This window comes from Acinetobacter sp. ANC_7503 (assembly GCF_056780035.1).
Window position 1 is genome coordinate 113,865 of record NZ_JBWYJA010000007.1, and the last position, 21,182, is coordinate 135,046.

At 39.7% G+C, this 21,182-nt stretch carries 16 protein-coding genes and 2 tRNA genes; 5 read left to right on the plus strand and 13 right to left on the minus strand.

The window, feature by feature from the left end; genetic code table 11:
* Nucleotides 1-399 precede the first annotated feature (399 nt).
* The gene (locus tag AC1M9M_RS09315; protein ID WP_481596191.1) at nucleotides 400-939 is read right to left on the minus strand and encodes a TetR/AcrR family transcriptional regulator; all 540 of its coding nucleotides are present in this window, start codon (nucleotides 937-939) and stop codon (nucleotides 400-402) included.
* 96 nt (nucleotides 940-1,035) lie between these two features.
* Between AC1M9M_RS09315 and AC1M9M_RS09320 the strand changes: the two genes are divergently transcribed.
* Nucleotides 1,036-1,569 (plus strand): HPP family protein, encoded by a 534-nt coding sequence (locus tag AC1M9M_RS09320; protein ID WP_481596192.1) that lies wholly within the window; start codon nucleotides 1,036-1,038, stop codon nucleotides 1,567-1,569.
* 195 nt (nucleotides 1,570-1,764) lie between these two features.
* Here the strand turns inward: AC1M9M_RS09320 and AC1M9M_RS09325 are convergent, their stop codons facing one another.
* From AC1M9M_RS09325 to glyQ, 4 genes are all read right to left on the minus strand, one after another.
* Entirely contained in the window at nucleotides 1,765-2,154 is a 390-nt protein-coding gene (locus AC1M9M_RS09325) for a hypothetical protein (protein WP_481596193.1), read from the minus strand.
* Nucleotides 2,155-2,163: 9 nt separating this feature from the next.
* A complete protein-coding gene (locus AC1M9M_RS09330) occupies nucleotides 2,164-3,375 on the minus strand; it encodes a hypothetical protein (RefSeq protein WP_481596194.1) in 1,212 nt (403 codons plus the stop codon).
* Nucleotides 3,376-3,533: 158 nt separating this feature from the next.
* On the minus strand, nucleotides 3,534-5,603 hold the full coding sequence (gene glyS / locus AC1M9M_RS09335) for a glycine--tRNA ligase subunit beta (RefSeq protein ID WP_481596195.1): 2,070 nt from the start codon (nucleotides 5,601-5,603) through the stop codon (nucleotides 3,534-3,536).
* Nucleotides 5,603-6,580: a glycine--tRNA ligase subunit alpha gene (gene glyQ, locus AC1M9M_RS09340; RefSeq protein WP_035264216.1), complete on the minus strand. Its 978-nt coding sequence runs from the start codon at nucleotides 6,578-6,580 to the stop codon at nucleotides 5,603-5,605. Before glyQ ends, glyS begins: the two co-directional genes overlap by 1 nt.
* A 348-nt stretch (nucleotides 6,581-6,928) precedes the next feature.
* On the opposite strand from glyQ, the gene AC1M9M_RS09345 reads away from it, so the two are divergent.
* Entirely contained in the window at nucleotides 6,929-8,155 is a 1,227-nt protein-coding gene (locus tag AC1M9M_RS09345) for a hypothetical protein (RefSeq protein WP_481596196.1), read from the plus strand.
* A 74-nt stretch (nucleotides 8,156-8,229) separates the two neighbouring features.
* On the opposite strand, the gene AC1M9M_RS09350 is transcribed toward AC1M9M_RS09345, so the two are convergent.
* The 3 genes from AC1M9M_RS09350 to AC1M9M_RS09360 all read right to left on the minus strand — a co-directional run bounded on the left by AC1M9M_RS09350 (nucleotide 8,230) and on the right by AC1M9M_RS09360 (nucleotide 10,930).
* Nucleotides 8,230-9,639, minus strand: a complete 1,410-nt coding sequence (locus tag AC1M9M_RS09350; protein WP_481596197.1) for an SLC13 family permease — start codon at nucleotides 9,637-9,639, stop codon at nucleotides 8,230-8,232.
* A 97-nt stretch (nucleotides 9,640-9,736) separates the two neighbouring features.
* Complete coding sequence (locus AC1M9M_RS09355; RefSeq protein ID WP_481596198.1) at nucleotides 9,737-10,519, minus strand: sulfite exporter TauE/SafE family protein; 783 nt, start codon at nucleotides 10,517-10,519, stop codon at nucleotides 9,737-9,739.
* 147 nt (nucleotides 10,520-10,666) lie between these two features.
* Nucleotides 10,667-10,930 (minus strand): PspC domain-containing protein, encoded by a 264-nt coding sequence (locus AC1M9M_RS09360; RefSeq protein ID WP_179998741.1) that lies wholly within the window; start codon nucleotides 10,928-10,930, stop codon nucleotides 10,667-10,669.
* Between the two features lie 270 nt (nucleotides 10,931-11,200).
* On the opposite strand from AC1M9M_RS09360, the gene AC1M9M_RS09365 reads away from it, so the two are divergent.
* Nucleotides 11,201-11,812 carry a hypothetical protein gene (locus tag AC1M9M_RS09365; RefSeq protein WP_481588637.1) on the plus strand — a complete coding sequence of 204 codons (612 nt, stop codon included), beginning with the start codon at nucleotides 11,201-11,203 and terminating at the stop codon, nucleotides 11,810-11,812.
* Between the two features lie 91 nt (nucleotides 11,813-11,903).
* Here AC1M9M_RS09365 and AC1M9M_RS09370 read toward each other — a convergent pair.
* From AC1M9M_RS09370 to AC1M9M_RS09385, 4 genes are all read right to left on the minus strand, one after another.
* A tRNA-Lys gene (locus tag AC1M9M_RS09370) sits at nucleotides 11,904-11,979 on the minus strand.
* A 19-nt stretch (nucleotides 11,980-11,998) separates the two neighbouring features.
* Nucleotides 11,999-12,074, minus strand: a tRNA-Lys gene (locus AC1M9M_RS09375).
* Between the two features lie 130 nt (nucleotides 12,075-12,204).
* The gene (locus AC1M9M_RS09380) at nucleotides 12,205-14,046 is read right to left on the minus strand and encodes a long-chain-acyl-CoA synthetase (RefSeq protein ID WP_481590071.1); all 1,842 of its coding nucleotides are present in this window, start codon (nucleotides 14,044-14,046) and stop codon (nucleotides 12,205-12,207) included.
* A gap of 205 nt (nucleotides 14,047-14,251) precedes the next feature.
* Nucleotides 14,252-17,629 (minus strand): Rne/Rng family ribonuclease, encoded by a 3,378-nt coding sequence (locus AC1M9M_RS09385; protein WP_481596199.1) that lies wholly within the window; start codon nucleotides 17,627-17,629, stop codon nucleotides 14,252-14,254.
* A gap of 758 nt (nucleotides 17,630-18,387) precedes the next feature.
* On the opposite strand from AC1M9M_RS09385, the gene AC1M9M_RS09390 reads away from it, so the two are divergent.
* Nucleotides 18,388-19,353 carry an RluA family pseudouridine synthase gene (locus tag AC1M9M_RS09390; RefSeq protein ID WP_481588736.1) on the plus strand — a complete coding sequence of 322 codons (966 nt, stop codon included), beginning with the start codon at nucleotides 18,388-18,390 and terminating at the stop codon, nucleotides 19,351-19,353.
* A gap of 126 nt (nucleotides 19,354-19,479) precedes the next feature.
* A complete protein-coding gene (locus tag AC1M9M_RS09395) occupies nucleotides 19,480-20,148 on the plus strand; it encodes an HAD family hydrolase (RefSeq protein ID WP_481596200.1) in 669 nt (222 codons plus the stop codon).
* 43 nt (nucleotides 20,149-20,191) lie between these two features.
* On the opposite strand, the gene hcaR is transcribed toward AC1M9M_RS09395, so the two are convergent.
* On the minus strand, nucleotides 20,192-21,097 hold the full coding sequence (gene hcaR, locus AC1M9M_RS09400; protein WP_481596201.1) for a DNA-binding transcriptional regulator HcaR: 906 nt from the start codon (nucleotides 21,095-21,097) through the stop codon (nucleotides 20,192-20,194).
* Nucleotides 21,098-21,182 lie beyond the last annotated feature (85 nt).

The following is a 21,182-nucleotide window of genomic DNA, read 5'->3' on the forward strand; positions in this document are numbered from 1 at the left end:
CCTAATCTGATCAAAAAAGATAATTCAGATTAGGCTTTGATGTTGTATCACTGTTTAGTTTAACTAACAAGTTGGGGTCTTGCTGTTTGTCGGATTGGCAATGATGTTTTGATTAAGTATTTTATTTTTAATATAAAAAAATATTGATTGGGTCAGTTTAAAAAATACAACTGTATATAAATTAATCATAATTTAGAAGATATTTCTTCTATCTGATTTCTAAAGAAAATTATAAATTGTGAGCATTTATGCCAATCAGGAGCTTTTATTGAAACTGTAGAAACTCAGCGCTATGTGAGACTTTCACCTTTATGAAAAATCGTGATTAATCAAATTTTTTTACTCTGATATCTGAAGCAATACTGATTTAGGCAAAATATGCGCAGCTTTAAATCAAAGTCATTGCTCGAATAGATGATTTATATTTTTCTTAATCAGAGCACCAAGTTGAGGATCAAATCCATCTACCAAGAATCGGCTAATTAATCCTTCTATTAATGTGTAAATTAATTCGGATAAGTCTTGCCGGCCCATATTCAAGCAATGTGTTGATATTAATTCTTTTATCCATTGCTTATGATTTTGAGCAACTGAGATTATAGATTTATCGTCTTGGTTCGATTCAGCGACAGCTCTAACAAATAAGCATCCTTTAAAGGAGTCTTGTTGAAACCACTGCATATGCCAATCAAAAATTTTGTTTATTGCCGCAAGACCTTCTGATTTGCCGATATATTGAAACAAACTCGCTTTAAATTTTTCATCACGAGCTTTGAGAACGGATTCAACCAACTGCATCTTATTTTTGTAGTACGTGTACATCGTGGTTTTCGAACACCCTGATTGATTTCGAATTAAGTCTACACCTACGCCAACAAAGCTATTTTGGTTAAATAGTTTTTCTGCTGTATCAAGAATTTTTAATGCTGATTTTGACATCCTTGCAATCCTGAAAATAAAAATAGTACAGATCTGTACTATTTTTATTTTATCTGTATTATGCTTTTAAAACAATATTAAAAAGGCGATATCAGTATGCTTTCAATTTTTGAAGGAAAAGAAAAACTTACTGCTTTTCCTAAACCGCACGAAATGATTCGGAGCTTTATTGGAGGAACAATTAGTATTTTTTTGCTACTTTTGTTGAGTAAATTAACGGGAAATATTTATATCATGGCGCCTTTTGGCGCAACTTGTGTAATTCTTTATGCAGTATCACAGTCGCCATTAGCTCAACCTAGAAATGTGATTTTCGGTCATTTTATTTCTGCTTTTATCGGTCTATTTTTTCTTAAGCTCTTTCCTGATTCGATTTTGACTATAGCTTTATCAGTCGGGTGTGCGATTGCCTTAATGCAATTTTTTAGATGTGTGCATCCTCCAGCAGGAGCAAATCCATTGGTCATTTTATTAACAGCAGATTCAATCAGCTATGGATGGAATTTCCTCATATTTCCTGTGCTTTTAGGATCTGTGGCTTTAGTATTGATTGCGATGGTTGTGAATAATATTAAACCTAATCATAAATGGCCACTTTACGGTTTAGGTATAATCAAATCCAAGCCATGATTGAAATTTGCATCATTCGTTTTTTAATCTTATGTAAAACAACCTGAGATATCCCCTAATTCAAACCTATCTTTTGTGAGACTTGGCACTGGTCGAGTCACTTTATACTCCCCACTTATAAAAAAAAGCACAGTTGGTTTTAGCCAATTGTGCTGTCGTAGTTTATGAGTGATCAGATGAATGGTTTTTAGCATCTTAGAAATGTTCACACTGTTGAAGATTTTGCGCGTTAAAGTGGTTTTTGAGCGCGTTAAAGTTGGATTGTTTCGTCGAATCTTGAATATCAAATACGGTTTGTTTGTTCTCGACATCTGCATCTAAATTTGAATGTGCTGAAATCAGTTTTTCCCCTTGGAAGAACCAGTATTCAGTAGCTTTGCCTGTCTCAAAGTTGCCTGTAAATTCAATGAGGCAGTTGTCTTTTTGTTTAATGAGGCGAGCAATATTGTGTTGAGTTTCAGGTTCAACAGCGATGTTTTTGTGTTGTTCTAATACGATAGGGGCGTTTGGATTCGTTGGTGTAGTTGAACAGGCTGTAAGGGTTAAGCTACTTGATAATGCAATAACAAAATTTAGAAATTTCATTTTTTACTCTCAGATGTTAAAAATATGACCTTTTAAGACGATTTCAACAATATTTAAAAGATCGGCTAATGGTTCCGATAAATAGGTCTCAAAATAAGAGTCATAGTATGAGCTATCAGATAGGTGAGGGGCTTTTCCATGAACAATAGAGCCTCTAATATTTAGTAAATGATGGATTTGGTTGTTATCAAATTTATTTGAATATTGTAGACATAAATTTTTAAATTTTTGGGAACTCTTAGTACTAGTATCTTCAATTAAGGATTCAATACAAGTACAAAGAGTTCTATATTGTCCAGCTTCATCTTCAAACCAACTTTTATAAAAATTAGTTAAAGCTAAAATACTCCTTTCGCTTTCTTTACTCATAGAGCTCATAAAATTAGAGATATCTTTCAAATGAGTTGATAGATCATTTCCAATTTTTAATTTGAAATATAAGCTTGGTAGTAAATCTGCGGTCTCTTTATAAGTATATTGATAATCGTTTGGAAAATAAGCGCACCCAGAATCTTTGGGTTCGCCATTAAAGCAATATCTCTTTTTTGAGTCTTCAAATAAGGAAATTGCACCGAGAAGTGCATATAACATTCGCTGAGAAATTTTCTCTGTTGGAGCATGTATACCAATCCATGTCGATATTCTTTTTTGATTTATTTGATTATCAATAATGCTAGGATAATAATTAAAATTAAATTGCTTGAAGTCATCATTAGAAATATTTAGATCTTTAGAGCTTAGATTAGAGCTATTTACTATAAAAAAACTTTCTAGCCTTAAGTTATTTTCTGTGGAAATGGAATTAAATGGGTATAGAAAAATTATATGAGTTGTTTGAAAAAGCGGTGAGATCATTAATGCCCTAGCTAATTGCAATTTTGCATTAAAAGGGATTTGTAAGTTGTAGGATAAATTTGGATTACGGGAAAATTCCCCGTCTTTGATGTACCAGAAATTTTCTGTTAAAAATTGAGTTACTTGTCGTTTTAGTTCTGATATAGGAAGTTCTGATAGATATGGAACACCATTTTGTCTAATGTAAAAAATAGCTTTAGAGTATGTTTTTTCATTTCTCACATAGATTGAAGTACCAAGTGTGCTAGACCAAATAGGGCTATCTGGTTCACGAATCCCAAATTCAGATAGTAGTTGGTGTCTTTCACCTGTTGAATATATTGCATCTAATATCAAATCCACTGCTTTGATACATGTGTCTAACATTCTGGATTTCCTATTTTAAGATGTCTCACAATAGTCAAATATGATAAGAGGAACTTACTTTTTTATGGGATGATTAAAAATAGGAATAATTTACTCAAAATTTTTAATAAAAAACCCCACTATTTCTAGCAGGGTTTTAAGCTTATTTCAAATTCAACTTAGTGCTGTAACACCGAAATATCAGCCACTTTCGTAAACAAATCACGAAGCTGTGCAAGCATACGTAAACGGTTTGCTTTTAATTCAGCATCATCTGCCATCACCATTACACCGTCAAAGAATGCATCGACTGGCGCACGAAGTGCAGCAAGTGCAGACAACGCAGCAGTGTAGTCTTTCGCAGCAAATAATGGCTCAACCACAGGCGTGATTTTCGCAAGTTCAGCGAACAATGCTTTCTCAGCATCTTCAACCAAGTTTGCTTCAACCACAGCGCCTTCAGGTGCAGCTTCTTTCGCAAGAATGTTTGCAACACGCTTATTCGCAGCAGCAAGCGCAGCCGCTTCAGGTAATGCACGGAAATGATTTACCGCATTTACACGCTTATCAAAATCAAGTGGTGATTTTGGTGACAACGCTTGAACCGCTTGAATCACATCAACAGCAACGCCTTGGTCTTCGTATTTCGCACGGTAACGACCTTCAAGGAATGCAACAGCATCGTTTAGCGTCTTATCATGATCTTTTAATACATCGCCATAAGCCGCTAAAGCAAGTTTGATCAAGTCTTCAATTGACACATCAAGCTCGTTTTCAGTCACAAGACGTAAGATACCAATTGCAGAACGACGTAGTGCAAACGGGTCTTTAGAACCTGTAGGTGCTTGACCAATACCGAAAATACCCGTCAAGGTATCTAAACGGTCAGCAAGGGCAATCGTTGTACCTGTTTTAGTTTTTGGTAAAACGTCACCTGCAAATTTAGGTAAATACTGCTCACCTAAAGACTCAGCAACTTCATCATTTTCGCCTTCAAGACGTGCGTAGTAAGTGCCTGCAATCCCTTGAAGTTCTGGGAATTCACCCACAAGTTCAGAGGTTAAGTCACATTTTGCAAGAAGCGCAGCTTTTTCAGCGTCTTGAGGGTTTGCACCTGTAATTGGCGCTAAAGCAACAGCGAGTTTTGCAATACGTGTCGATTTGTCCCAAAGCGTACCCAATTCTGCTTGGAAGACCATATTGGCAAGTTTCTCTTTACGAGAAGCAAGCGGTTGTTTTTGGTCTTGTAAGAAGAAGAATTCAGCATCAGATAAACGTGGACGAACTACTTTCTCGTTACCTTCAATAATTTGTGTCGGGTCTTTAGACTCAATATTTGACACAGTAATGAAGTACGGTTGAAGTTTATTGTCGCTATTTACTAAGCAGAAGTACTTTTGGTTGTCCTGCATTGTTGTGATGAGTGCTTCTTGAGGAACAGCAAGGAAGCGTTCTTCGAAGCTTGCACGAAGCGCAACAGGCCATTCAACCAGTGCAGTCACTTCGTCACGTAAGTCGCTAGGTACAATCGCAATCGCATTTACTTCATCAGCTAAAGCTTTGACTTGACCGTCAATGATTGCTTGACGCTCTTCAAAGTTTGCCACAACGTAAGCCGCTTTTAACTTCGCTAAGTATTCATCAGCATGCGTTAAAGTAATTGCTTCAGGTGCATGGAAACGATGACCGAAAGTTACGTTACCTGCTTTGTGATCTTGAATTGTTGCATCAACAACGTCGTTGTCTTTAAGCAATACCACCCATTTTACTGGACGTACAAATTCGGTACGGCTTGCCGCTGAACGCATACGTTTCGCAATTGGAAGATTGTCCAATGCATTTTGTAAAATTTGTGGAAGTAAAGCATCAAGGCTTTGACCTTTGACATCTTTTAAGTAGCAAACTTTTTCGACTTTACCCGCTTGAAAAGTCGAGATTTGATCAACCGTGATGCCTTGACCACGCATAAAGCCTTCAAGCGCTTTAGTTGGGTTACCTTCAGCATCAAACGCTGCTTGTTTCGCAGGGCCATCAAAACGTTTTTGCGTGTCCGCTTGCGCGCCATCAACGTTTACGATTTTAAGGGCAAGACGACGTGGTGCTGCATAGGCTTCGATCGAGTCGAATGCAAGACCTGCATCTTTTAAGCCTTTTACGGTTTCAGCTTGTAGTGCATCACGTAATTTTTTTAAGCTTTTTGGTGGAAGTTCTTCACAACCTAATTCGAACAAAACGGTATGTTTAGACATTATTTGCTCTCCTCAGATTTTGCTTCTGCTTCAACTTGTGCCTTTAACTGTGCCAATACTTCATCACGTAGTGCTGGTTCTGCCATTGGGAAACCAAGTTCCGCACGTGCAGCCACATAAGCATTTGCAATTGAACGCGCCAATGTGCGTACACGTAAAATATAACGCTGACGTTCTGTCACAGAAATCGCACCACGCGCATCAAGCAAGTTAAAGCTATGAGACGCTTTAACCACTTGCTCATACGCAGGAAGTGGAAGTTTTGCTTCGATTAAACGTGTTGCTTCAGTTTCATAGAAGTCGAAGAGTTCAAACAGTTTATCGACAGGTGCGTATTCAAAGTTATAAGTCGACTGTTCAACTTCATTTTGATGGAATACATCACCATAAGTCACTGTACCAAACTGACCTTTAGTCCAAACCAAATCGTAAACTGAGTCTACACCTTGCAAGTACATTGCAAGACGCTCTAAACCATAAGTGATTTCTCCAGTAACAGGGTAGCACTCAACACCACCGACTTGTTGGAAGTAAGTGAACTGAGTCACTTCCATGCCGTTTAACCATACTTCCCAACCTAAGCCCCACGCGCCAAGCGTTGGAGATTCCCAGTTGTCTTCTACGAAACGAATGTCATGTACCAACGGATCAATACCAATCGCTTTAAGCGAGTCAAGATACAGCTGTTGGATGTTGTCTGGGTTTGGCTTAAGTACCACTTGGAATTGGTAGTAATGTTGCAAACGGTTTGGGTTTTCACCATAACGACCGTCTTTCGGACGACGTGAAGGTTGAACGTATGCAGCGTTCCAAGTTTCAGGCCCTAATGCGCGTAGGAAAGTTGCAGTGTGGAATGTACCTGCACCCATTTCCATGTCGTAAGGCTGTAACACGACGCAGCCTTGCTCCGCCCAGTAGTTTTGTAAGGCAAGAATTAAGCCTTGGAAAGTATCAATATGCGATATGGCGCGACTCATGGTCTTCCACTTAAAATTAGAGAAAAATTGCGCTCAATTATAAGGACTTTAGCAGGGAGTGGCAAAGGTTAGTCCATAAATTTGTGCGGCCAACTCAATTGCTAAAAAGTTTGCATACTTGGAGCAGAACGACATCTGTAGTGTTCTTGCCTACATGTTGAAGTTTTTAATCAGATGGCAGGAAATCAACCTCAGTTGATTTCATTTTTACTTTAACTTTTGGCTTTTCAGTGGAGATATTTCATCTGAGATAATGAATAAATCTTTGAATCTCTGTATCACTATGTTATAAATGTTATGTTATAACATTTCAAGTGTAATGTATTGTCATAATAAGAGATGATCTCCATGAAAAACCAATTACCAAAGATCAGCATTTTGCTTTCAGCTATTTTACTGACAGCTTGTGGTGGTAGTGATAACAACAAATCAAATCAGAATAATCCGCCTGAAAAACCAACAACTGTGGTAAATCAAGAGGGGAGACTTTTGATCATCAATGATCAAGTCGATCGACCAGAATTGAGTTTATTCGATTTAGAACAGCAAAAAGTCATCGATGTTAAACAACTGAAGACGATGCCATTTGCGTTACATAGCAGTCCCAGTTCACGTTATGGCATCTTGATGGATCGAGTTGGTGGCACTGTTAATTTTTATGACAGCGGTTTAAGTGATAAGGGAACTGCTTCACCTCAGTTATTGAACTTCCAACTCAATGGTGCTGCACCTACGCATTATCGGAATTTTAATGGTCAGGCTGCTATTTTTTATGATGGTAGCGAGACTGAAACATCAAAATTTGATGTATTTACAGATGCAGGAATCGCTTCAAAAAATGTGGCATCCCAAAAGCTGCCATTTAAACATCATGGTGTAGCTGAACCGTTGGGTGAGTATGTATTGAGTTCATATTCAGGATCAGGCGAAACATTAGCAAGTGTGGTGAGAAATTACGAACTGCATGGTGATCATTTCCATGGTCAAAATAATTTAGAAAATACGTGTCCAGGTTTGCACGGGGCTTCATCGGTTAAAGGTTATAGTGCATTTGGCTGTGAAGACGGCGTATTGCTTGTCGAGCATGGTGTTGCAGGTCTTTTTAAAGACTCGAAGATTAAGTTGGACGTTCGTATTGGTACAGTCGTTGGCCAAGCCAATGCGCAAGAGCTAGTTGGATTGGCATCCGCTACACCTGATTTATTCATTATCAATGGTGCAAATAAGTTGGTTCAACAAATTCCATGGACTGAGAAAGATACCAATGTGAAACGTCTTCAGCAGACGTATAGCCAATCTGGCGATTATTTCGTGATACTCGATTCATTGGGGCAATTGGTGATTTTAGATACTGAGTCTTGGACAGTGAAACATCGTATTCAAGTGATTGAGCAAGGTTCAGAAGCGATAGAGAAGGCAGCGCTGATTGCGCATGGTCAGCAAGATCGTGTTTTCATCAATAATGTGGTGACGAAACAGATTCATGAGATTGATTTGAAATCGGCCAAGATTGAACGCAGTATCAAGCTAGATGCCGTACCACAAAAATTCACTTGGTTGGGTGTTGCAAAATAAATAAAAGACTGGCTTTGAATCGACAAGAAAAAAGCACGATATCGTGCTTTTTTCTTTTTTGAACATTTTTTAAATTAGCTAAAGAACCAATAGATAAATAGTGACACAATGAAAATACACATTATATTCAGGACGAATCCGACTTTCATCATTTCAGACTGTTGAATATGTCCGGTACCAAATACGATGGCATTTGGTGGTGTCGCAACAGGAAGCATAAATGCACAAGAAGCACCAATGCCGATCACAATAACTAAAATTTCCTTGGGCATACCCATTTGATCGGCAATCGCTGCAAAGACTGGTACTAACAGTGCAGCAGATGCAGTGTTACTGGTGAATTCAGTCAAGAAGATAATGAACGTAGCAACGACGAAAATAATGAGGAGTGGGGAGGCATCACCAAAGGCATTGGCTAGGGTTTGACCAAGCACCAATGAACTGCCTGAATCTTTTAAAATTGCACTGAGGGTTAAACCACCGCCAAATAAAAATAAAACGCCCCAATCCGTATTTTCAGCGACTTGTTTCCATGTTGCAGTACCGATAATCACGACCAAGCATGCTGCTAACACAGCAATCCAGGTATCAGGTTGAGTGATACCAAAAGTATCGGTGAGCTTTTTACTGAAGATCCAAGCGATAGCTGTGCAGACAAACAATATCATTGTTGCAATTCGAGTTCCTGTCCAAGGGATATCCTCAGTCACAAATTGGACTTTATGGTTGAGCTTAGGTCTAAGTACCAGATAGAGACTCAAGAGCATGGCAGGTAAAATGAGCAGCATCATCGGTAAACCGATTTTCATCCAATCTGCAAAATCATAGTCTAAAGCCTTAGCCGCGATTGCATTTGGTGGAGAGCCAACCATGGTCCCTAAGCCACCAATACTTGCAGAATAGGCAATACCTAACAGGATAAAAACAAATGTTTTTCGATCTCGACTGACATCTAAATGTGAAAGTAAACCAAGGGCAAGTGGAAGCATCATTGCTGCAGTCGCCGTATTTGAAATCCACATAGATAAAAGTGCTGTTACAGCAAAAATCGCTATTACAGAGATGCCGAGATGACCACCAGACATAGAGATGATCCACATCGCAATTTTTTTATCGAGCTTTTGAATATGCAGCGCGGTCGCTAATGCGAAGCCACCAAAAAATAAAAAAATCACAGGATCTGCAAATGTAGCTAATGCCGCTTGTGTTGTGATTGGTATAAGCTCATCGCCTTTAGCCATAGGCATCGCGAGAAGAACCGCGAGTACGGGTACCAATAGGGCGGTAATCGTGATATGGATGGCCTCAGTCAGCCATAAAATGCCGATAAAGCAAAGTAATGCCAACCCTTTATTGGCGTTTTCATCATAGGGTAAGACTTGATAGAGTCCATAAGAAATAAAAGCGGCGATCAGTATCAACACCCAACCTTTGATGAGCCCTTTTGGCATCATGTTGGTTGGGGTCGCGAGTTGTTCCGTCATATTCGCTCCTTTTGAATGTCGCTATAGGTTTTATAGTTGCATGTATTAAACTTCTTAATTCTGAAGAATGAATATCCTTATCACTTTTCAAAATATACTATTTAAACAATGAAATCGATTGTTCTAATAAATTATAGCTTTGCCACAGGGCTTGAATACCGAGCAAAAGTAATAGGATCAATACTGTATTTTTAAAAAACTGTTGAGAGATGTGTTGCCTGATCCGTCCTCCGATCCATACCCCAAATATTGCAAAAACACAGATCAACATGACTAAAAGTTGTTGATGCTTATCAATATTGACCAAAATTGGGTAAAGTAGAAGGAGTTGTATCAATTTGCTGGCGATAAAGCTTAAATTACTCACGATCACAATATCGGTTTTACTCAGCTGACAGCTGAGTAAATACATCATTAGAAATGGTGCCATTGCATTGGTAGCACCACCGATAATGCCTGCTAACAGACCGAATATCAGCATATTGAGCACTGACGGGCTGACGGTGAATGAATGTTGTCGTAATTGATCAATCACATACAGTACCATCACCATGCCAAGTAAAAGCTTTAAATAACCTTCATTGAGCCACAATAAAAGTTTCACCCCAAGCAGACTGCCAACTAAGCTACTTAGAATAAGGGGAAAAAATCTTATGCTGTAGTGTTGAATGCTCTGCCATATTGAATACTGAGGGTGAGCAGTTAGCAGAATTAAATTTAAAATGAGACAGGGAAGAATGACCAAAGTGACAGCGAGGCTGAGCGGGAGTTGAGTAGAGAGTACGGCGGTACTCATCATGGGAAAGCCGAAACCGCTCAGGCCATGTAATAATGCGGCCAGTGCGCATAGCCACAATACCATCCATTCCGACTGTGCCATTGATTGTCCATATTTATTGTTTTGTTCAAGTTAGCGCTATTTTGAGAAAGATGCAAAATGAGAATAAAAAAAACACGATAATTGGGGGAAATTATCGTGTTAAAAAACTCACCCGAGGTTGTGTGGGTGATTGAGGGTAAACTCAAGTTAAAGCGGTGATCTGTCCTGATGTACAGTGCGCATTGGACGATCATAAGTATTTGAATGTTCGTGCTGAACTTTATTTTTTGGCATCACTAACCAAAGCACTAAGTACACTAAAATTCCTGGAAATGCAGCGCTCATCACTGACACTAGAACAAAAATAATTCGTAATAAATTCGCATTCCAACCAAAACGTTCAGCAATACCGCCCATCACACCAGCAATCATGTTAGAGCGGTTTGAGCGATATAAACCAACATTGGCCATTGAGTTCTCCTTTAGAACCTAAAATAGTCATGAAATAGACTTCGCAATTTTTCTTTAACGTTTGTCTATACATTTTATATGGAGAATAATTTTTAGTTTTAAAGGAGATTATTCAAAAAATATCGTAATTTTATGTAATGAAAAAGATAAAACCTTGATGTGGTATAGGTTCTGCATAAATAGTCAGATCAGTCTAATACTTGTATATCCCTATTTTATAAGGATAATATTTTTATACATCGCAATTTATGAAATGGCTCAAGATATAAAATGATGAATTTAAATTTTAAAGTTCATTCAATCTCAATGTTCAGCATTATCGCCATCATGAATATTGCACTTGCGGCATGTAGCCAGAATGAATCGCCACATATTGAACACATCAACCAAATTCAGGAGTCGCATACGCCTGAGTCTTCTAACTCATTAACGAATGTCGCAGGTAAGGCACGGCCTCCAGTTCAAGAGAATGCGGATACAACACCGCAGTCTGTTGCTAAAGAATGGCAGAAATTTGTAGGTCGTTACCAAACCACCATGCAATGTGATGATGGCTTTGCTCGTTGTGATAAGGGTGAAGCTGAGTTTATTATCAATTTATTGGCTGATGGCACAGCTCATCGTATTTTTATGCATCGTGGTAAGGTTGAATTTACAACGCAACGTCAATATCGCCAAGATCGTTGGTTGTATGATCCGCATCACCATCAAATCATTATTTTGAGAGAGAGTGGGGTTCAGTTTTTTTACGATTTGGATGAGCAGGGTAATATGGTCATGGATCTTGATAAAATTGCCAATGCAACGGAAGTGAACCAAACTTTCTTTAAAGACAATCCGCTTCCGTCACGTGCATATACTTTGCAACGTCAAAAGCTTTGAAGATATAAGAATTGATCCTCTATGAGGGTAGCTTGTATTATATTGCAGGCAATAAAAAAGCCTTTCAAGATGAAAGGCTTTTTTAAGAATCTGGTGGGTCGTCCGCGACTCGAACGCGGGACCAACGGATTAAAAGTCCGCTGCTCTACCAACTGAGCTAACGACCCATAGGGGTTTCAAAATAAGTGGTGGGTCGTCCGCGACTCGAACGCGGGACCAACGGATTAAAAGTCCGCTGCTCTACCAACTGAGCTAACGACCCATCTCGTTTTGATGTTGCGTATTTTAGCAAGTTATTTGAGTAGCGCAAGTAAAAAATATAAAACTTTGTTACGTTTGGCTAGAAATGACACAATTTCGTGTTTTCTAGCCAAAAAACAATCGATTTTAGCTTAAAAACGATATTTATACTGTTCAATATTTTTCAGAATCTCTTCATTTAAATCGCAATATGCATCTTCATTTGGTAATAAAACCAAAATACGATCTGAAGTTTTGTCTGGAAAATAAGCTTCTTCCTTTAACTTACTCTTTTGATATTTAAATGTTCCTGTAGTTTCGAGTGTTTTCTGTACACGTAAGAACACTGGAACTGCATAGCTAGGCAAAGACTTCTTAAAGAACTGAGCCATATCGGATAAATCTTGCTCATTTAGTTCAGCACCTTCTGCTAAAGTGATGGCTGCCATACCTGCACGACCGTTAGTATTTGGAATCTCAACGCCGTATACCACTGCTTCTGTGATCTTTTCATAGTCACTACAAATATTTTCAACCTCAGTTGTAGAGACATTCTCACCTTTCCAGCGGAAGGTATCACCGAGACGGTCAACAAATTGAGCATGGCGGCACCCGATATCTCGCACGAGGTCACCTGTGATGAAATAAGAATCTCCTTTGGTAAAAACATCATGCATGATCGAGGATTTATTCTTTTCTGGATCGGTATAACCATCAAAGGGCGAGCGATTGGTAATTTTACCAATCAATAAGCCTGTTTCACCTTTTTTGACTTTAATACAATGACCTTTTGCATCACGAATAGGAGCTTCTTTTTCCTTGTCGTATTGGATAATGGCATAAGGAATAGGAGAGAAACCTACGGTATTGTCGAAGTTTAAAATATTGGAAAAGCCGACATTGCCTTCACTTGAAGCATAAAGTTCGAGTACTTCTTCAATGCCAAAGCGATTTTTAAATTTATCCCAAATATTTGGACGCATGCCGTTACCAATCATCTTGGTGACGCGATGATTGCGATCTTGGTGTGATTCAGGTGCATCTAGAAGATAGCGACATAGCTCACCAACATAACCAATTGCTGATGCATTAAATTTTTGAACATCTTTCCAAAAAGAAGAGGTTGAGAACTTACGACGAATCGCTAGTGTCGAACTACCAGCAATTACACCACACCAGCACACTACCATGCCTGTAGCATGATAAAGCGGTAAAGTGACATACATAACGTCATCTTTATTTAGATTGAGGACATGACCATATGTGCCATACGCTAACATCCAACGACTATTGGTAAAGACTACGGCTTTTGGTAAACCTGTTGTGCCAGACGTATAGATGTAGAATAAGCCGTCAGCACCAGTCACCTTATGTGTTTCAGCTAGATTATCTTTAGATTCAGATAAAATTTCTTGTGCAAGATTATGATAGCCTTCAGGTGCTTGACCAGCATTTTGGCGTGTATTTTGATCAGCAAACCAATAGAGCTTATCTTTTGCGACAGTCAGTTGTTCGCGTACTTCATCGACAGCTTCACGGCATTCTTCACCGACAATTACGCCGATTGGTTTAACCAAATTAATACTATGGGTAAGTACCTTACCTGTTTGAGACGTATTGACGAGCGCTGAAACAACCCCAATTTTTGCAAGACCAATGACGGTGGCAATAAGTTCACTACGGTTTTCAACAATAACCGCAATCACATCACCTTTTTTTGCACCCTTAGTGATGTAGTAGTGTGCAATTTGGTTTGCCCAATCATTTAGTTGTTGGTAGGTATATTTCTGATCTTCACATAACAGCGCAATACCTTGAGGATTTTTTTGCGCTGCACGCTCAAAAGCGAGGGCAAGACCTGCTGGCGTTTTAGGAGTACGTAAATAAGCCTGTTTGAGCCCGACAAGAATATTTGGCAACTTCGTGACCAAATGTGGGAGTCGTGCTGCTACGTCTTTGATTCCAATGAGATCGTTTTGATAAGTCTGGCTCATACTGGTCCTATTTTTTGTGATATTCCGTTTAGTCTTTAATTTTTCGCAAGTTTTTTACTTGGTTTTGTCACTGAATATCTTATCCATTTTGAAAAAATGATCAATTCTGAACAGGATTTTTCAGTCAAAACTTTAAAGACCATAACAAAAAAACCTAGCCACCGTAATGACTAGGTTTGTCAAAAGCTAATGTAGTTTAAGCAAATTACTCAGCTGATGGGGTTGCTTTTTTTGGTGGGCGACCACGAGGGCGACGCGGACGAACAGGTTTGTCTTCTTCCTGCTGTTCTGCATCATCCTTATCTGCTTCAGCTTGTGCAGATTTATCCTCAGCACTTACGGCAACTTCCGCCACTTCAACTTTCGCAGTTTCTGCTTCTGTAGACGCAACTTCAGTTGATTCTGAAGATTTTTCTTCAGGTTGCTGTTGTGAAGAAGTTTGAACTTTTTCTTCAGTCTTCACTTCAGATTGAGTCACTTCAGCTGTCTGTGTTGCTGTTTCTTGATGTGCAACTTCAGATGTTGCATCAGCTGCTTGTGGAGCATCCGTAACAGGTGCTTCAACTTTCACGGCTTCTTGTGCTGCAACTTCTTCAAGGCGCGCTTGTTTTGCTTGCTCTGCTGCAAGTTTTGCAAGACGACGACGCTCACGTGGATCGTTTGCAACACGCTTATCAGACACTGGTTTTGGAGGTGTTAAGTCCAACACAGGTGCAGGCTCTTTTTCAGCTGGAGCTTGTTGAACAGCGACATCACGTGTTACTGGTTTTTTCTCAGTAGCAGGTTCAGCAGATTGAGTATTTAAACTCGCTGCATACTGTTCAGTGAACTTTTGCAATGCGCGATTGAAGGTTGGAATTAATCCAAACTGCTCAATCAATACAGAGCAATCCGCACCATAAACATGTTGAATTAAGCTTAAAACCGTATGTTGTGCTAAAGCTGGCACTTGTGAAGGGCGAAGCTTCGGCGCATCTGATTTTGCTTTCTGGTCATGTTGATGCTTGTTACGACGACGTTGACGTGGGTCGTTACTTGCACGTTGTGGTGCTTGTTGAGGTTTAACCTCAGCTTCAATGACAGGTTCATCAACCGTAATTTCCACTTGAGGTGCTGACACTTCAGCGTCTGTCACAACAGGTGCTGGAGCAGTTGCTACAGGTGCTGCTACTTCAGGCGTTAATGCAACAATCTCACTTTGTGCTTGATCAACATTAACCACTAACGCTGTTTTAAGCTCATCATTACGAGGTACATCAATTAAATCAACTTTAACTTGAGCTTCTGGAGCAACAGGTGCTGAAGATTGCTCTTGATTTAATACACTTTGATCGCGGTGACGATTTGGACGTTGTGGACGTTGTGCATTACGGTCACGACGTGGCACAGCTTGTTCAGTTTGTGCTTCGAAAGCCGTCTCGTTTTGTTGAGGGCGCTTTTGATGACGTTTCTGATCACGCTGTTCTTGGCGTTGCTCATGACGGTTTTCATTGCGTGACTCATGACGATTGTCTTGACGTTGTTCATGGCGAGGTGCCTGTACAACTTCTTCAATCACATGTTGATCTGCGTTAACTTCGCGTGTGTCACGTTGCTTATTGCGATTTTTCTTATTATGACGTTGTGGACGCTCGTCTTTTTCAGCTTGACGTTCTTGGTCGCGTGTATCATTTTTCGCAACAGGCGTATGTGAAATATACGCATTTGTTTCAACTGGTGCAGATGCTTCAATTGCCACAGGTGTCACAGGTGCAATTTGACCGAATTGACCACGACTTACGGCACCACCGTTCACCATTTGTTCAATTGCAGCCGCTGCAGAATTGGCTGTACGAGATTGATCAATCGTACTCGCTTGTTTTTGAACAAACAGATTTTCTAACCATGCGCATGGGCTAGTTGCTGGAGCAGCTACTGCTGGGGCAGTTTTTTGCGCTACCGCAGGTTGTGTAGCATTTTGGTTATTTTTATGACGCTTATTGCCTTTTTCCTGCGTTACAGGGGCATGCGTAGGTTGAGCTGTATGCTCTTCTTCTAAGTGCCATTCTGAAGACTCATAACCCAACTCTTTTTCACTAGAACGAGTCGCTTCAGTACGTTCATAGCTGGTTGGTGCAAAGCCTTCCGGATTATACGAGATTTCGTAATGTGGCGTTTCTAAATGCGGGTGTGGGAGTACAGTCACACGTACATTTGAAGTTTGCTCCAAATACACGAGGCTATGACGTTTTTCATTGAGAAGGAATGCTGCAATTTCAACAGGAACTTCTACTTGAACTTCACCTTGACGCTCACGAAGTGCAATTTCTTCAACTTTACGCATGATCGAAAGTGAAAGAGAGCGTAAGTCACGAACCATACCTGTGCCATGACAACGTGGACATACATAGCCAGTCGCTTCTTCTAAAGAAGGACGTAAACGTTGGCGACTCATTTCCATTAAGCCGAAACGAGACAATTGACCGAACTGGATACGTGCACGATCACTTTGAGTTGATTCACGCAGTTTCGCTTCAACCATACGTTGATTACGTTCTTTGGTCATATCAATGAAGTCAATCACGACCAGACCACCGATATCACGTAAGCGAAGTTGGCGAGCGATCTCTTCTGCTGCTTCTAAGTTAGTACTAAGCGCAGTTTCCTCTACATCGTGACCACGAGTAGATTTTGCAGAGTTAATATCGATCGAAACCAATGCTTCTGTTTGGTCAATGACAATTGAACCACCAGAAGGAAGTTTCACTTCACGCTCGTAAGCTGTTTGAATTTGACTTTCGATACCAAAATGAGCAAATAAAGGCTCATTCAAAGTATATGTTTTTAACTTGTCTAATTGGTTCGGCATCACGGCTTTAACAAAGTTATAGGCTTCGTTATAAGCTTGTTCAGAATCAATTAAAATTTCTGCAACATCATCACGTAAATAGTCGCGAATTGCACGAGTAACTACACCAGCTTCCTGATGAACCAACATTGGAGAAGGGCCAGAATTTGCTGTACTTTGGATGCGTGCCCAAAGATCGAGAAGGTGCTGAAGATCAAGTTGAAGCTCTTCTTGTGAGCGACCGATCCCTGCAGTACGTACAATCACGCTCATCCCACGAGGTACATTTAAAGACGCCAACATTTCTTTCAATTCTTCACGAACTGAACCAGAAATTTGACGACTAATACCACCACCTTTCGGGTTGTTTGGCATTAAGACCAAGTAACGACCAGCAAGGGAAATAAAAGTTGAGAGAGCAGCGCCTTTGTTGCCACGTTCCTCTTTTTCAACTTGAACTAAAAGTTCAGTACCTTCAGTGATTAACTCACGAATGTTTGAAGTTTGACGAGGGTCAGCTTTGTAATATGAGTTTGCGATTTCACGCATTGAAAGGAAGCCTTGACGGCCTGCACCATATTCTACAAACACAGCTTCAAGAGATGGCTCAACGCGAGTCACATGACCTTTGTAGATATTGGCTTTCTTTTGTTCACGAGTACGATTTTCTAAATCGAAATCGTAAAGACGGTGACCAGTGATGAGTGCAACGCGAACTTCTTCGGCATGTGTTGCATTGATCAACATACGTTTCATGGGTGTAACACCTAATAGTGATACACAAGCAAAACATCGCGATTTACGTAGCGAACATCAACCCGCATGGATCAATTCCTAGATCACCATAATTAGATTGATCTAAGTGTATTACCGGCCTTTATTGATGGGCTTCGGTATTTTGATTCACGTATTGATGATGGCAATACGGCTTTAATCCTGTCACTGATTAAAGAAGCCTGAACATTCACTGGCGGACTAACGGTGCATTGGATGTTCGTTACTTTCACTGTCACATTGCTCGAAGATCATCTCTTCAATTTTTTGATAGAGTGTCTTGATACGGAATTATCGTCGTATCTTTACAAATTGTGCAGATCCAATGCATCTAACGTTATAGCCTGAATGAGAAATCAGGTTGCGACCATTCTGATGTGTATCAGTTAACGTTTAAAAACCAACATAATTTGTTGGCGACATATTTTTTTAAACAAACTGATTTATGTGCAAAAGCACAATTAAACGCAACAGTTTGTCTTTTTGCCGATATAATAAGCCTTCGGCGTTGGCATATTCTTTTGGGACCATTCCGAGTTTATGCTAAACAAAAATTTAGTTTGAATTTCAAAATTTTGAAATCTCTAAACAAATGTTCACTTACGGCGGTATCCGTGCGCTGACTATAGCAAACCTTAGATCATCTGCCTATGGGCTACACAGACATTTCTAGTCAATTGGGTAGTCTAAATGATCAGTTTTTAATCGAATTTAGTATTTTTTTAGGTCAACGTAACTGTATGAATTCTACGCAAGAATGGCAAAGCGTCACTTGGTTTGAAGTGGATGAGCACCAATTGGGGCAACGCATCGACAATTTTCTATTCGCTCGTCTTAAAGGAGTACCGAAAAGTCGAATCTATCGTTTAATTCGTGAAGGTCAGGTGCGGGTCAACAAAAAGCGTGTGAAAGCGGAAACTAAATTGAATATTGGCGATCAAATCCGTGTTGCACCGATTCGTTATGAACAAAAAGATGAATCTCAAGCTCCAGTATCAGACAAAGTCGCGCAGGGCTTGTTAAGCCGTGTGATTTATGAAGATGAAGGTCTTTTAGTGGTGAACAAACCTTCTGGGATTGCGGTGCACGGTGGAAGTGGTGTTGCGTATGGCTTAATTGAAGGCTTACGCGCAGCGACAGGGAAAAAATATTTAGAATTGATCCATCGTATTGACCGTGATACTTCAGGCTTGGTGATGATTTCTAAAAAGCGGAGCGTGTTAAAAACACTTCAAGATATGCTTCGTGAACACAAGATTCAAAAAACTTATGCTGCTGTGGTGAAAGGCCAAGTAACACTAGATTCCCAATTAATCGATGCACCATTACATCGCTATGAGCTAGCCAATGGTGAACGTCGAGTGCGTGTATCTAAAGAAGGAAAGCCTTCAAAAACCCAATGGAAGGTAGCAGAACGCTTTATGCATGCATCACTCGTGTATGCATCACCGCTTTCTGGTCGTACACATCAAATTCGCGTACATGGACTCAGTATTGGTCATCCCTTGGTGGGTGATGAAAAGTACGGGCATGAGACGGAATATCGTGGACCTAAACCACGTCGTTTATGTTTACACGCAATGCGCTTAGAGATTCCAGGATATCCAGTAATTGAAGCACCCTTGCCTGAGGATATGCAAAGTTTGGTTGCACAACTTCGCGCACAAAAAGCGGATAAACCTGTAGTGCAGTCTCAACAAGACTGATTGCGTCTCAGTGGTTGTGTAAAGATTGAATCGTTGTGTCATGACGAGGTCATGCAACGATGGGATCTTAATATGTCACGATGATATTTAAGTGGCATCTGCCCGATCAAAATTAGGATACAAAATATGACATCAGCGGTAAAACTCATTATTTTTGATTGGGATGGCACCTTATTTGATTCAGTGGGTCAAATTGTTGAAAGTTTAAAATTTGCAGCCAAACAATTTAATCAACCTTTGACTGATGAGGATGCTAAAAGCATTATTGGCTTAGGATTACCTGAAGTAGCGCAGGTTTTATTTCCTCAGGTTCCTGATTTACACGAGGCAATTTTACAGTCTTATTCAGCGCATTATGTTGAGTACTCGAAACATGATCGTTGGTTTGATGGTGTGGCTGAAATGTTGCATGATCTCAAAGAGTCAGGTATTCATTTGGCTGTTGCGACAGGAAAAAGTCGTAAGGGGCTAGATCGAGTACTGGGGCAAACTCAGAGTGTGAGTTTGTTTTCAGCGACACGTGCAGCCAGTGAAACAAAATCAAAACCAGATCCGTTGATGTTGGCTGAAATTTTAGCCGAAACTGGTTTTAATGCAGATCAAGCGATAATGGTAGGAGATACTTCATACGATCTTGAAATGGCATTGAATATTCGTATGCCAAGTGTAGGGGTGACGTATGGCGTTCATGTACCTGAGGTACTACAGCAATATCATCCACTTGCGGTCGTGGATTCCATTGATGAATTACATCAACTTTTAAAAAATTTGATTAATCAGTCAGTTGCTTGCTAAATCACATCGATAAAAAACCCGCTCAATTCAGCGGGTTTTTGATTCACGTTGAACTTTGATTAAAGTCTAAATAAAAGACTTTTGAAAGTAACTCCATAAATTTTTGCACAGCAATACCAGTGGCATTCTTGCGATAACTTACAAAGAGATCAAGCGAAGGTAGCTCTACATCGAGTGGACGAGTCACACTATTTTCCAAGAGAAGTGGCATAATATAGCCAGGAAGAATCGTACACCCTAAGCCAATACCAATAGAGTTAATGTTAAACAAGATATTGTCAGCTTTTTGAACAATTTTAAAAGAAATGCCATTTTGTTCAGCAAAGCCTAAAATGGTGTCATGCAGGGTCTTAGATTGCTCATCTGAAGGGATCACAAAATCAATGCCATCAAGCGCTTTTACAGGAATACGATCGTACTTTGCCAAAGGGTGATCTTTAGGCAGAATAAAAACTAAAGGCTCACGGAGTACAAAGCGACTGTCGATCTCTTCAGAATCTAAACGTTGACGAGTAAAAGTAATGTCCAATTCACCTTTCTTTATGCCTTTGAATTGCTCAATATTATTTAAGCTTTGTAATTCAATTTTTAATTCGGGATTTTGAACACGTAAGTTAGGTAATACATAAGGAAAGATTTTCATTTCTGCAACTGGCACAAAACCAATGCGTAGCATTTTTTGTTTTGCTTTAGACACTTGGCGCGCCATATTAATTGCTTTTTCTGCTTGAGCAATGGTGAGTCTCGCCTGTTCCAGAAACACAGCGCCTTCTTCGGTCAATTCAACTTTTCGTTTGGTTCGATTTAGTAAACGCACACCAACATCTTCTTCTAAATCTTTGATTTGTTGGCTGAGTGAAGGCTGTGCTGTGTAGAGCTTAAGTGCAGCTTTGCTAAAATTAAGCTCTTCTGCAACTGTAATAAAATAGCGCAAATGCCGTAATTCCATATAGCCTTCCAGAGAATAATCTAAAAAATGTCTTAATGTTGCTAAAGATGAGTATAAGTGAAATTGATCAATAAGTAGATGTATT